The following is a 14,087-nucleotide window of genomic DNA, read 5'->3' on the forward strand; positions in this document are numbered from 1 at the left end:
GTTATCTCCTACACAGAGTGATTAGTATTTTTTCAGTAGAGGCAGAAGTAGTAGGCTGCCGACTAAACCAATAATTACGATAAATAACAGCCCGCTATCCATAGTGTGAGTGGCGGTGATCAGCACCCCCATCAGCAGAGGTGCCGCCGCGCCAGCGAGGTTTCCTAGGCCATTGAATATGCCACCGGCCAATGCACTGACTTGTTTTTGTGTGACTTTAGCGAGTAGAGCGAAGATATTGGGAGCACCTGCTCCCCACATAAACATGCTAAATGCCATCATGAGGATGATGCTGTAGGTATCAGTGAGGAATAGCACTCCAGCTAAGCCCAATACCGCACCTAAGAGAGATACAAAACACACTAAAGCTCTACGGTCATAGCGGTCAGACAACCATGCGCCTATTCCTTCGCCAAACAACATGGCGATAAAGGGGAGAGAGGATAAGACCCCTGCATGCTCTAAGTGGATTGATTTCCCTTTAATTAAATAGCTTGGTAACCAGCCATTCATCCCCCAAAGATAAACAAGAAAAGCGATGTTAAACAGGCAGATAATCCAAAAATGGCTGTTTTGGAATAAGCGTTTTTTATGGGCTTGTATGGTCGCGAGCTGTTCGGCTGATCGTTTTTCACCCGCTGAGTTTTTGGTTTGAGCCTGACGATTTACTAAGTTAGGGTGACGGATACCAATCACGACTAGCCACCAAACGGGTACGGTAAAGGCCGCCATTACAAAGAAGGTACTTTGCCAGCCAAAATTATTCAGAAGATATAGGGCGATAGGGAAGCCTAGAGCCGCTCCAATTGGAGTTCCAAGTAACCACATCATGGTGGCGCGAGCCTGCATCTTAGGTGGAAATGTGCGGCGTACAATGGCGTAAGCAATGGCTAGCAGGGGGCCTTCAGCAATACCGAGCAAGATCCTCAGAAAAACCATCGTGCCGTAATGATGCGTAAACCCCATGAAAATCATTAAGAAGCACCAACTGCTAATCATAAACAGTAGCATTTTGGTTGGGTGGAATCGGTCGCCAATTCCACTAAGTAACATTGAGGAAACGCCATAAGCAAATAAAAATGCGCTCATCAGCAGACCTAAACGTGTTGGATCAAAGTCAATGCCAAGTGCCTGCTGAAACTTTTCATCTGAAAACAGAGCTGCAATACTGATTTTGTCGAAGAAAGCGAGCAATACACAGGAAAATAAGCCAATTGGGATTAACCAATTAATTTTTTCAGGGATGTCTTGGGCTTGTTGGTCATGTTCCTTGGCTTGTAAGGTAATGCTTTGATTAGCCATATTATTTCTCCTTGCTGTACACTATTTCAGTGACATCAGTGAAAATGTTGGATCAGCAAGTTCAGAAGGATCCAGTTTGCGGTGACTTTGCATCCAACGCTTACCTAGCTTGATAGCGCGTGCATCATTGAAAGCAATCATTTGCACCAATTCATTAGTGTCATTCAGGGAAAAATGGATCTCTGAGTTTGGTGTATAGCGCTGGATGTGTTGTTGCGCTTGCGAAGTTGGTATGCCCAATATTTGAATATTATCTTGGTATTGATCCGACCATAGCCAAGCTGGTTCATCAAACCCTTCTGATTGCGGGTTTAACATGGCTTTTGCCGTCGTGATGGCTTGGTTTTGTGCGTAAGCCCAAGATTGCAGACATAAAGAAAGTGTTGGATGACAAGCCACGTCGCCAGCAGCGTAAATATCAGGGTGTGAGGTTTGCCCTTGGTCATTGATAACAATACCATGGGTGATATCAAGCCCAGCCTGTTTGGCGAGTTCAAGGTTTAATTCAACCCCAATCCCCATTACGGCTAGGTCGAATGTTTGCCATGGTTGCTTCTGGCAAGTGATTTGTAAGCGAGTCACTGACTCCCCAAGCTTAATGTCACCACAATCCGTAATGATATGTACGCCAGCTCGGGTATGGCGCTGTGCCAATGCTTCAGAGACATTTTGTGGAACGCTGCGTTCGCATAGGCGGCTTTGACGCTCAAAAATTGTGACATCTATTCCCATTTGACGTGCAGAGGCAGCGACCTCCAAGCCAATCCACCCGCCGCCAATGATGGCAATTTTCTTTGACTCAAGGAGTGCTGAGCGTAGTTGTTGTGCATCGTTCCATGAGCGTAATGCGAAAACTTGTGGGTGTTTTTGCCAATCATTGGAGAGGTAACGGGGGCGTCCACCTGTGGCGAGTAACAGTTTTTCAAACGTTACAATACGACCATCATTGAGGTGAACATATTTTGTTTTTGTATCAATCTTAGTGGCTCGCACTGGGCGAAACCATTGCAAATGTAAGGCTTGGGTGGCTTCTTCACTAAATAACCGCGACAGCGCAAAGCTTTCTAGTGTGAGTGCGGCCTTTGATAGCGGTGGGCGTTCATAAAAGTCATGATCTTCATCGCTGATAACAGAAATTTGGCCTTGGTAACCTTCATCTCGTAAGGTTTTTGCCGCCCAGCCACCTGCTTGCCCACCGCCAATAATGACAATACCACCTTGGATTAAGGAATTCATAGGGTTACTCCTTTACCGGTTTGACTTGACGACGGGTTTCATAATCTAGACCGCCTTCCACCGCCCACTCGGTGAATGAAACCAGTGAATGTTCCAGTTCGCGAGGCTGCCATTTATCCGTCAAGAAATCGTCATTGGTGTAATATTCAAAGGCGCCACCGGTCGGGCTGTTAACGTACCAAAAATAAGCCGATGAAATCGGGTGGCGACCAGGACCAATAAAGGTGCTCCATTGCTGCCGGTTCATTGCTAAGCCACCGCCAATGACTTCATGGATATCACGTACGGTAAAGGCAACATGATTAAGGCCGCTGCCACGGTGTGGTAATTTGAGTAGGAATAAATTGTGATGGCAACCATTAACTTGAGCACGTAAAAAGACAGCACGGTCGATATAACGGTCAGAGACTTGAAAACCCAGCTTTTGGCAATAAAAGGCTTCTGTGGACGGTAAGTCGTCGACAAAAAATACCACATGGCCCACATTAATTGGCGTTGCTTTTTCGTAAACAGGGCTAGGTTGATCAATACGGCGAATATCCCCCCATTGGTTGATTGGTGAGATTTCTATTTCGACGCTCTGTTGCTGAGTGACGGTAAAAGCCACTGTCATACCATTCGGGTCACGGCATTCGGCGCCATCTCCAGTAAGTTTGAAACCATCACAACCCTGAATGTTTTCGATGATTTTATTGAGTTCAGTGGCATTTTCCGTCCCCCAAGTTATTCGACGCAGGGTTGAGCCTGTTTCAAAAGCAGGGGGAAGTGTAGGGTCTTGATGGTCAAAAAGTTGTATTTTTGCCCCAGAGAGCGTCGAAAATAATGACGGGTTGACCGCGGTAACCTGTAGGCCAAAATCATGTAAAAATTTTTGGCAGTTAGGGATGTCTTCGACACCAAATTCTAATTTTTCTATTCCAATCACTGACATAGCAAAGTCCTCTGTAGATTGGTGTTATTGCCAAAGGCACCTTTTGGGCAAAAGGAGTCTGAGGCTTATGGCAATAAACCTAAAAATGTAGGGTAGATAATTGCTTAACGCTAAACGGCTTTTGCTTGGTTCATACCACCAATAAATTCAGTCAATCTTTGCGCGGCATAACTCACTTCATTTTGTAATCGCTGGCGTTCCTGTGCCGGAATACTGTTCATCGGTACCATGATGCTAATCACCGCCTCTACGCCATTAGCTTGGTTGTAGACGGGGTAAACAATGGATGAAATCCCCCGACGATAAAATGATTCGCCGATCACGTAGCCACGCAATTTGTCGGCTTGGATCATTTGCCAGAATTCGTGTTTACTGCCTGCATTGTCGGGTAACTCATCGTGAGGGTAGAGTGCATCAAATTCCGCACGGTTCAGCCCACTAAGTAGCATGCGCCCAAGTGAGGTACGATGCGCGGATAAACGTGTTCCGACACTGACGTGGTTAATTTTTGATTCGGCACCACTAACCCGAGCGATATAAATAATATCTGTGCCATCGCGGATAACTAAATGGCTGTTACATTGGCTACGGTCTCTCAATTGTTCGATAATGGGTTGACCTAATTGAGTTAAATCTAACGATGCAATATAACCAAGACCAAGACTTAATACTTTTCGCCCCAGAGAAAAGGCCCCTGTGCGTGGGTGTTGGACGAGAAAATCCAAATGCACCAATGTTTGGATAGCCCGATATGCCGTAGCCTTTGGCATATCGACTAAGCGCAAGATTTCAGCAAAAGTTAACTCACGATGTTGCTGAGCGAGGAGAAGAAGAAGTTGTAACCCTTTTTCCAAACCCGGTATTAAATATTTGCATGTTGAACTCATTGCCTTAACCCCTTAGCCAACTTGGTTAGTTAATTAAAAACAAAGCCACCATTAACGGGAATTAATTGCCCTGTGACAAAATTAGCCATTGGTGAAAGTAGATACAACGCGGTGCCTGTTACGTCTTCAGGGATTTGTTCACCTTGTAGTGCTCGGCCATTTTCATAAAGCTGGTGGCGCTCAGCAGGGACATATTCTGTTGCTTCAACTTTGGTAAGCCCCGGTGCAATAGCATTCACACAAATGCGGTGAGTACCAAGTTCGCGAGCCATTGAACGAGTCATACTGATAATGGCCCCTTTACTGGCGACATAAGCCATTAGCTTTGGTGCACCCCACAGTGCAGTATCGGAGGCAATATTGACGATTTTTCCATGGCCACTGAGTTTTAAAAATGGCAAAGCCGCTTTTGTGACTAGCCATGTTCCTCTGACATTGACGGTCATGACGTTATCCCACAGTGCTATGTCATACTCATCCAGTAACTTGCCGCCTACACCTGTTGCAAGAGCTGCGTTATTGATCAAACCATCAATAACCCCTTGCTGACCGATGATATCGAATGCATGCGCTATTGAATCAGGGGAAGCAAGGTCAAGCTGAACACCTTGTGCATCAAGGCCTTGGTTACGGAGTGTTTCAACGCTTTCTTGTAACCGTTGTTCTAGGATGTCACATAAGACAACATGAGCCCCTTGCTGTGCTGCGGCTTGGGCAAAACTAAAGCCAAGCCCTCTGGCTGCCCCAGTGATCACAATCCGTTTGCCCACTAATAAGTCACGCATTTTCAGCTACCTTGCTGTTTATTAGGTCAAATTGTTTTTTCGCTTCACGCTGCATTATCCGGCGTAGGCGCGATAGCCCCACATCATGTTGGTAGAGGAATTCTCTATTACGTGCGTTAGGCGCAAGGTTTTCTAAAATAACGCGGTCTTGTTCTAAGACATCCCAGTGCAACCCTTCTAGACGATTGCGGTACATAAAGCGCCATAAATCACGTTGCCAATCTTTGACTTTGCGGATGCGCCAGAAGAAGACCCGAGTATGATCACGGTCTTCAGGAACGACCATACCGATAATCCAAAAATGCCCACCCGGCCCAAAACGTTTTTGATAAGGAATGGATAAGCGCATCCAATTTGCGCCTGTGCTCGCAAATTCGACCCAATCGAAGTTGACGCCAATTTGGTCATTTTTACGGAAAATGAAACCATTTTTTGTCGCTTCAAGGAGCATCTCTGACTGTTTGTCTCCTTCAGCCATTGAATGTGATGATGAATGGAGGTAGGTTCCGTGCATGGGGTCCATTACGTTTTCTAACGCATACTGGTAATTGCATTTCCATGAGGCAGTACATAGGAAATGACTGTGATTTTCGTCATCCGCTAATTCTTCAGGGAACTCAAGAGCGGGTGGGGTTTCACCTTCAATGACAGCAAAGTAGAGAAAAATAGCCCCATGAATTTCTTGAACTGGGTAGGTCTTTAAGCATTTTTGCCCTTCAAGCGGACATTGGCTGACCGCTGGAACATCTTTAACGACACCGTCGCCACCGACTTCGACGCCGTGGTACCAGCAAGCAATGCGTTCACCTAGGTTCCACCCCATTGATAATCGAGCGCCACGATGTGGGCATCTATCTTCAAGTGCGTGAAGTTGGCCTTTATCATCTCGCCATAAAACGATTTGTTCTTCGAGCCGAGTGATGCCAATAGGGTTACTGCTTACTTCCCAACTGGATAATACGGGATACCATTGTCCACGTAACCCAACATCTAAATATTCTTGAGAGTTTTGAAGTTGTGTATTGGTTGTCATGATTTGCTTCCGTTTATCAAAGGCGTTTTAATTATATTTTCTGAGTAATGCCAAGGTGTTAATAACCATTGACGAGAAGAAATTCTCGGAAACTGCTGGAAGACCAAAGGTGACCTTGTCGGTCATATATTTGCAGCTGGTTTAATGCGCTAACTAATTCATCAAGGGTTTCAGTGCCTGCTGCAAATAGAGTCTCAAGTGCCGAAATTAGAGTGGTCTCATATTCATCAGGTATACGTGAACGGGTTTGCCAAACAATATTGGGGGCACTTCCCGGTGCTTGAATACTGCCTTTCCCCCCTTCACGGGCAGGAATGATTTGGTTATTTGCAGGTAAATAAGGATTAAAATTCTGAATGGGTTCCATTTCTACTCCTCAATTAAACTGATTTCGATTTGGTTTTCGTGAACTCGCGTTTGGTAGGTTTTTAAGTCACGACCTCCTGGTTCACGTAAACATTTTCCGGTTTTGATATCGAAAATGGCTTCATGTAGTGGGCATTCAACTTTTCCATCTTCTACAAAACCTTGACTTAAAAGGGCATAAGCATGCGGGCAAACATCTTCCAAGGCGTAATATTGGTCCTCAACCAAGAAGATCCCAATCTCGGCATTATCAACTTTGGCGGAAAAAGGAAATTCTTCTTGAACCTGTGATACATCACATACCGCAATCCAGCTCATTGTTTTCTCCTTTTAAATGTGGGTAACATTTTGTTTCATATATAAAACATTGTTTATTATTTAAAACCAGATTAATTGTATGGACGATTATTAGTCAATCAAATGTTGGTTTTATGTAAAATAATCGTTTCAAAATGTGGGGTGTGTCTAGGTTATGGTGATGTTTTGTTTCATATAAGAAACCCAAGCTGACATACGCAGAGTAAAGTGCAGACTAAGCTGGTCGTGTTAGAAAAGGTGAGAGAATAGGGATGAGAGAAGAGGGGGAATAAAATTAAAATGGCGCCTTATTTAGACGTCACTAAAAAAGCGTTTCACGTATAGTTAAAACTGATTGAAGAAATAACTTAATGACGTTTAAGTACAAAACCACTTATATACAAAGTGGTTCTATACTTACTATTGTCAAAAATGAAGCGTTAACTTGCTACTGGGGTTTGATGTTTGTTATTTAATGGTGCATGGGTCGTAAAGAGTTGTAATATAACGCCTAATAATGCGCATGCAGCCATCGCAAAGAAGGTATAAATATAGCCTAAAGAACTATTCCAACCCCCGCCTAAATTGATTAACCAGCCCATTAATAACGGTGATAACGCACCGCCAATAAACATTGATGTGGTAATAATACCATTTGCTGTGGATATGGACTGGTCATTTGCATTATCTGATGCCATGGCATAGTAAATAGGCCAAACAGCGTTAGCGACTAAGCCAAAAAACAGTTGTATTGCGATGATTTTTGGCATTGAGGTTGCGAAGTAAAATAAAGCAATCCCGATACTCATCCATAAACCACAGATGATCAATGTTCTTTTTCTGCCTAAGATATCCGATAACCATGGCCAAACAATTTGCCCAACCACGCCCGTCAATGTAAAAATAATACTCAAACCCGCAGAAGCCGCTAAAGATAACCCCGAAACATGATATAGATAAGAAGGTAATACCATGCTTATCCCCATATAGACGATTTGAGTTAATAGGGTATTCCCTGCGGTTAAGGCAATATTTCTATTTTTTAGTGTTTTCAGGAAAATTTTTAACCCTTCACCTTTTTGAACTTGAGTACTGCTATTCTCAGCAGGTTTTGTCATCCCTGACTTTTCAATATGTTGATATAATATTGAAATCCTTGCAGCGGTAGAATATTTTGCCCAAAAAATCATAATAGGCAGTGCGACGATTAATGGAATAAAGAAACTATAGCGCCAATTTGCTTCGCCAAATTCAGAAATAATAAAGCTTGCGACAACGCCACTTAATAAAGCCCCAATAGGATAGCCCGTATGGTGTACACCGAGAGCAAACCCTCTTTTTTCTTTAGGCCACCATTCAGCAGTATTACTGACGCCAACAGGTTCACCCCAGCCTGCACCTAAATTAACCCCAAAACGCAATAGAATAAAATAGGTTAAGTTATGGCTAATTGCTTTAAAACCTGAAACAAATGAAATTGCGGTATAACCTAAAACTAAAGGAACTTGAAAACGAGCTCGTTTCCAACCGGAGCCATATCGGTCACTTAATACAGAACCTGGTATGTCAAGAATAGCGAGAGCTATCATGATAATAGCAACAATATTACCCCACTCTTCAGGGCTTAAATTAAACTCTTGAGAAATAACCGGACCTAACCTTAAAATCATTTCTCTATCATAAGCATTCAATAACCAAATAAGCCAACATATGAATAATGAAACCCATGAATAGCGATGTATATTCTTAAAGGATATTTTATTATTTGAAACATTATTTTTAATCATAATTATAGCTCTTTTATAAGTATAATAATTTGAGGTTAATTGATATTAAATTTTGATTAGCAAATTGTTTATCTACCCACCAAATCTTTTTTCAGCTATGCCCTTTACACCAAGATTATGTATTGAGAATACGCTTCCTCTTAATTGACCATCTTCAGGGAAGCGAGGTAATGGTGGCCTTGCCATTGAAGTAACATATAAAATATCTAAATTTTCGCCGCCAAAAGCGACGCTGGTGACCTTTTTAACTGGCATTTCGATAATTCTGTCAATATCGCCGTCGGGGTTATATCTCACGATTTTCCCTGCATAAACGAGTGCATTCCAAAGGTAGCCTTCACTGTCAACAGTTGCTCCATCTGCAGCGCCTCCTGTTGATGTATCGACTTTGCAGAATGTCTGGCGATTATTAATATTACCTGTCGATACGTCATAATCATATTTCCATATTTCCCCTGTCCATGTATCAGCAAAATAAAAAATATCACCGTTTGGTGACCAACAAGGTGCATTAGAAACAATAATGTTTTGTTCTATTTTATGGAGTGAGTGGTCTGTATTTAATCGATATAACGCCCCTGATGGGTTATCTTCTTGCATGTCCATAGAGCCGACAACAAAGCGTCCTTGTCTATCGACTTTTCCATCATTAAACCTATTGTTAGGTTTGTCACTTTCAGGTGCGTGCAGAAGATGAGTTTCACCTGTTATAAAGTCAAGAATATATATTCCTTTTTCTAGGGCGACTATAGCCGAATGACCGTCTTTGCATAAAGCCATTGAGCCTATTTTTTGCCTAACATCCCAACATTTAATTTCAGTTCCTTTTTCTGTACATGAAAATACTCGTCCATCTAAGCTATCAATCCAATATAAACGTTGTTGTTCTACATCCCATATAGGGCCTTCCCCTAAATTGTTTTTTAAATCCAATAATATATTTATTTTCATTTTTCAAATCCTACTAATGACATTATTTAAACTAGGGTTATTTAATGGGTTTCGGGAGTGTGATTACTTACACGATTGGGTTAATTAGTTATAGAGAATCTTAATAGTAGGGGAATAACGCTGGAATAATGTGAAGATGGCAATGTTTATTATATATTCAATTGTTAAATCATTTGTTCATTTGCACAATGAAATAAAATTTAATATTGAGGAGGGTTCTTATATTTTTTTATTCTAATAGTTATCTAAAATAAAATCAATTGACTTAAATTAAATGTATAGTTAGGCATATTAACTAATACTTCTTAATAAAGGTAATAGATTAATCGATATTAAATTAACTTTTTAACAGAAAGTGGATTAACTTTATAAATTTAACTTTAGTTATTTTTTGTGTCAATAAACCTTATATTTTGTAATGGATTATTGATCGCGCACAAGGCTCCATTCTGACCTGTCTATAGAATAACCATTGAAATTACATAACTTAGCTAAATACAAAAAAATTTTAATAAAGCTATTTAAACTTTAAGAAGCAATGTTAAGTGAGGCAGATATGGATAAAGCATTATCTGATAGGTTGCTCCAATCGGAAATCAGCCGTAGGAAATTAATGCAAACAGGTACTGCAGGTGGGCTAGCGCTTGCCAGTGGTGCATTAAGTTTACCCTTTTGCAGTGCCGCGAATACGAATGAAACTGCATCACAAACAATGACACCCAAGGAAAAAATTGTTTGGAGCGCATGTACGGTTAACTGTGGTAGCCGTTGCCCGTTACGGATGCATGTGGTCGACGGTGAAATTAAGTATGTCGAAACCGACAACACAGGCGATGATGTTTACGGAGACAAACATCAGGTAAAAGCGTGTTTACGTGGTCGCTCTATGCGCCGCCGCGTGTATAACCCTGACCGCTTGAAATACCCAATGTTGCGTGTTGGTGCGCGAGGTGAGGGGAAGTTTAAGCAAATTAGTTGGGAAGAGGCCTACGATTTAATCAGTGACAATCTAAAACGTATCATTGCCGATTACGGTAATGAAGCGGTCTATTTGAACTATGGTACGGGGACTCTAGGGGGGACGGTTGCTCGTTCGTGGCCGCCGGCCAACTCACCTATTGCACGCCTAATGAATTGTACAGGTGGTTATTTAAACCACTATGGCACATACAGTACGGCACAAATTAGCTGTGCGATGCCTTATACCTATGGCAGTGGGGCAGGAAACAGTGTTTCTGATATCGAAAACTCTAAGTTAGTGGTGCTATTTGGTAATAACCCAGCTGAAACGCGAATGAGCGGTGGTGGTATTACTTATCAATTAGAGCAAGCGCGTGAGCGTTCGAATGCACGCATGATTGTTATTGACCCTCGCTATACTGATACGGCAGCAGGGCGCGAAGATGAATGGATACCGATCCGACCTGGTACTGATGCTGCATTGGTCGCGGGGCTTGCTCATGTGTTAATCACAGAAGACATGGTTGACCAACCTTTCTTAGATAAATACTGCGTTGGGTATGATGAGAAAACCCTCCCTGCGGATGCGCCGAAAAATGGCCACTATAAAGCGTATATTTTAGGTCAAGGGGATGATGGTGTAGAAAAAACACCACAATGGGCTGCGCAAATCACCGGTATTCCGGCTGATAAAATCATTAAACTCGCGCGTGAAATCGGTTCAGCAAAACCAGCTTATATTAGCCAAGGTTGGGGGCCTCAGCGCCATTCAAATGGTGAGCAGACAGCGAGAGCTATTGCGATGTTGCCGATTTTGACTGGCAATGTGGGAATTAGCGGGGGGAATACAGGGGCCCGCGAAGGGAATTACGATATTCCATTTGAACGCATGCCAACCCTTGAAAACCCAGTTAAAACCAGTATCTCTGTATTCTTATGGACAGATGCTATTGAACGCGGCCCTGAAATGACCGCAACTCGCGATGGTGTTCGGGGTAAAGACAAACTAGATGTGCCAATTAAATTTATTTGGAACTACGCGAGTAACAGTTTAATCAATCAACACTCAGATATTAATAAAACACATGAAATTCTTCAGGATGATAAAAAGTGTGAAATGATTGTTGTGATTGATAATCATATGACGGCTTCGGCAAAATATGCAGACTTAGTCCTGCCAGACTGTACGGCCTCGGAACAAATGGATTTTTGTTTAGATGGTGCTGCCAGTAATATGGGCTATGTCATTTTTGCCAGTCAGGCAATTGAACCTCGCTTTGAAAGTAAAACTGTGTACGAAATGTGTACGCAAATTGCACGTCGTATGGGGGTGGAAGAGAAATTTACCGAAGGGCGAACACAAGAAGAGTGGTTACGCCATTTATATGAAATTTCAAGAGAAAAACTGCCAGAACTCCCTGATTTTGAGACCTTCCAGCGACAAGGGATCTACAAAAAAATGAATCCGCAGGGACATGTGGTGGCACACCAAGCCTTCCGACAAGACCCTATTGCTAACCCACTAAATACGCCATCGGGCAAAATTGAGATCTATTCATCACGCTTAGCGGATATCGCGAAGACATGGACATTGGATGAAGGCGACCTGATTTCTCCTCTCCCAATGTATTCTCCTGGCTTTGAAAGCCATGATGACAAACTTACGGATAAGTATCCTTTGCAACTTAGTGGTTTTCACTATAAATCACGAGTTCACTCAACTTATGGCAACGTCGATGTGCTTAAGGCAGCTTGTTTACAAGAGATGTGGATTAACCCGATTGATGCAAAACGTCGCAACATCAAAAATGGCGATATGGTACGTATTTTTAATGATAGGGGTGAGGTTCATATCAATGCCAAAGTAACACCAAGGATTATACCGGGGGTGGTGGCGATGGGGGAAGGGGCTTGGTATGCACCAGATGAAAACAAGATAGACCACGGTGGGAGCCTTAACGTATTGACCACGCAGCGTCCGTCACCGCTGGCAAAGGGTAACCCTCAGCACAGTAATCTTGTTGAAGTGGCTAGGGTATAGGGAGGAGATAAATCATGACAACCCAATATGGTTTTTATATTGACTCAGCCCGTTGTACGGGGTGTAAAACATGCGAATTAGCCTGTAAAGATTACAAAAATTTATCTCCTGAAGTGAATTTTCGACGTATTTACGAGTACACAGGGGGAGATTGGCAAGAAGATAACGGTGTATGGCATCAAAACGTCTTTAGTTACTACCTGTCAATCTCCTGCAACCACTGTGAAGACCCTGCGTGTGTCAAGGTGTGCCCGAGTGGTGCGATGCATAAACGTGAAGACGGCTTTGTGGTCGTAGATGAAAGTGTCTGTATTGGCTGCCGTTATTGCCATATGGCTTGTCCATATGGTGCACCGCAGTTTAATGCGGAAAAAGGTCATATGACAAAATGTGATGGCTGTTATGAGCGAGTGGCAGAAGGGAAAAAACCGATTTGTGCAGAATCTTGCCCACTGCGAGCCCTCGATTTTGGTCCTATTGACGAGTTACGTAAAACTCACGGCAATTTGGCTGAGATAGCGCCATTACCTGAAGCGCATTATACCAAGCCAAATATTGTGATTAAACCTAACGCCAATAGTCGCCCTGTCAATGATACGACGGGTCATTTAGCCAATCCACGGGAGGTCTAAGATGGGCAACGGATTACATGAATGGCCGCTGATTTTATTCACCGTTTTAGGCCAAAGTATAGCAGGTGGTGCGATTGTGACCGGACTTGCATGGCTATCGACTGATGATAAACAGCAAAAACAGCGCATTGTTAATGCCATGCTAGTGCTATGGGTGCTAATGGGGCTAGGCTTCTTAGCCTCTATGATGCATATGGGGTCACCATTACGGGCCTTTAACTCGATGAACCGTGTATTTGCATCTTCATTAAGTAATGAAGTGCTGTTTGGTTCAATCTTTTTTGCCCTCGGGGGGCTTTGGTGGCTGCTATCTGCGCTGAAGAAAATGCCTGAGGGGTTAGGTAAAATTTGGTTGATCCTTACAATGCTAATGGGGTTAGTCTTTGTCTGGGCTATGACTCGCGTCTATATGATTAGTACTGTACCGACATGGGACACGCCACATACCACTATCGGCTTCTTTATGACGGTGTTTGTGGTGGGGCCTATCTTAGGGAGATTGTTACTGCGAATCGCTAAATTTCCCCTTCATAGCGGTAAGTTAGCGGCAATCAGTATTATTGCCTATATTGTGACTATCGCATCGGTGTTACTACAAAGTGGTGAAATAGCGCTAATCGCTAGCTCAGTACAAAAAGCGAGTGATTTAGTCCCTGACTACGGCTTATTGCAAATGATCCGTTTAGTGGCTACAAGCCTTGGCTTGTTGTTGTGGATCTTGCCAATTTTCCGTCAAAGTCAACCTTCTGCGGTAAGTTTGTTGATCGGCACATTATTGGTGTTGTTTGGTGAATTGATTGGACGTGGACTATTCTATGGTTTACATATGACAGTCGGTATGGCTGTTGCTTAATAGTAAACTTTTCAGCGTAGGGGGGT

General features: G+C 42.9%; 13 protein-coding genes. 3 read left to right on the plus strand and 10 right to left on the minus strand.

All coding sequences use genetic code 11. The annotated features are described in order from the left end of the window. Positions 1–21 precede the first annotated feature (21 nt). The 10 genes from ACIPUA_RS18750 to ACIPUA_RS18795 form a co-directional block, all read right to left on the minus strand. Positions 22–1,302: an MFS transporter gene (locus ACIPUA_RS18750; RefSeq protein ID WP_048605944.1), complete on the minus strand. Its 1,281-nt coding sequence runs from the start codon at positions 1,300–1,302 to the stop codon at positions 22–24. Between the two features lie 21 nt (positions 1,303–1,323). Then, positions 1,324–2,538, minus strand: a complete 1,215-nt coding sequence (locus ACIPUA_RS18755; RefSeq protein WP_449059996.1) for an NAD(P)/FAD-dependent oxidoreductase — start codon at positions 2,536–2,538, stop codon at positions 1,324–1,326. A gap of 4 nt (positions 2,539–2,542) precedes the next feature. After that, complete coding sequence (locus ACIPUA_RS18760; protein ID WP_048605946.1) at positions 2,543–3,469, minus strand: VOC family protein; 927 nt, start codon at positions 3,467–3,469, stop codon at positions 2,543–2,545. Between the two features lie 110 nt (positions 3,470–3,579). Then, positions 3,580–4,356, minus strand: a complete 777-nt coding sequence (locus ACIPUA_RS18765) for an IclR family transcriptional regulator (RefSeq protein ID WP_042845622.1) — start codon at positions 4,354–4,356, stop codon at positions 3,580–3,582. A 29-nt stretch (positions 4,357–4,385) separates the two neighbouring features. Next, the gene (locus ACIPUA_RS18770; RefSeq protein WP_042845621.1) at positions 4,386–5,141 is read right to left on the minus strand and encodes an SDR family oxidoreductase; all 756 of its coding nucleotides are present in this window, start codon (positions 5,139–5,141) and stop codon (positions 4,386–4,388) included. Continuing rightward, the gene (locus ACIPUA_RS18775) at positions 5,134–6,174 is read right to left on the minus strand and encodes an aromatic ring-hydroxylating oxygenase subunit alpha (protein ID WP_230233209.1); all 1,041 of its coding nucleotides are present in this window, start codon (positions 6,172–6,174) and stop codon (positions 5,134–5,136) included. The genes ACIPUA_RS18770 and ACIPUA_RS18775 overlap by 8 nt, the downstream gene beginning before the upstream one ends. A gap of 58 nt (positions 6,175–6,232) precedes the next feature. Continuing rightward, positions 6,233–6,541, minus strand: a complete 309-nt coding sequence (locus tag ACIPUA_RS18780; protein ID WP_042845619.1) for a recombinase-like helix-turn-helix domain-containing protein — start codon at positions 6,539–6,541, stop codon at positions 6,233–6,235. A 2-nt stretch (positions 6,542–6,543) separates the two neighbouring features. After that, positions 6,544–6,858, minus strand: coding sequence for a Rieske (2Fe-2S) protein (locus ACIPUA_RS18785; RefSeq protein WP_042845618.1), 315 nt, complete (start codon positions 6,856–6,858; stop codon positions 6,544–6,546). A gap of 419 nt (positions 6,859–7,277) precedes the next feature. Continuing rightward, positions 7,278–8,624: an MFS transporter gene (locus ACIPUA_RS18790; RefSeq protein ID WP_449059997.1), complete on the minus strand. Its 1,347-nt coding sequence runs from the start codon at positions 8,622–8,624 to the stop codon at positions 7,278–7,280. A gap of 72 nt (positions 8,625–8,696) precedes the next feature. Beyond that, positions 8,697–9,575: an SMP-30/gluconolactonase/LRE family protein gene (locus ACIPUA_RS18795; protein ID WP_048605952.1), complete on the minus strand. Its 879-nt coding sequence runs from the start codon at positions 9,573–9,575 to the stop codon at positions 8,697–8,699. 556 nt (positions 9,576–10,131) lie between these two features. Here ACIPUA_RS18795 and ACIPUA_RS18800 point away from each other — a divergent pair. From ACIPUA_RS18800 to ACIPUA_RS18810, 3 genes are read left to right on the plus strand one after another with little or no spacing between them, the layout of a single operon-like run. Continuing rightward, positions 10,132–12,576, plus strand: a complete 2,445-nt coding sequence (locus ACIPUA_RS18800) for a DMSO/selenate family reductase complex A subunit (RefSeq protein WP_042845937.1) — start codon at positions 10,132–10,134, stop codon at positions 12,574–12,576. Between the two features lie 14 nt (positions 12,577–12,590). Next, a complete protein-coding gene (locus ACIPUA_RS18805) occupies positions 12,591–13,208 on the plus strand; it encodes a DMSO/selenate family reductase complex B subunit (protein ID WP_042845616.1) in 618 nt (205 codons plus the stop codon). Position 13,209: 1 nt separating this feature from the next. Then, a complete protein-coding gene (locus tag ACIPUA_RS18810) occupies positions 13,210–14,061 on the plus strand; it encodes a DmsC/YnfH family molybdoenzyme membrane anchor subunit (RefSeq protein ID WP_449059998.1) in 852 nt (283 codons plus the stop codon). The last annotated feature ends 26 nt before the right edge of the window (positions 14,062–14,087 follow it).

It is taken from the genome of Providencia sp. AGC89 (assembly GCF_053543535.1).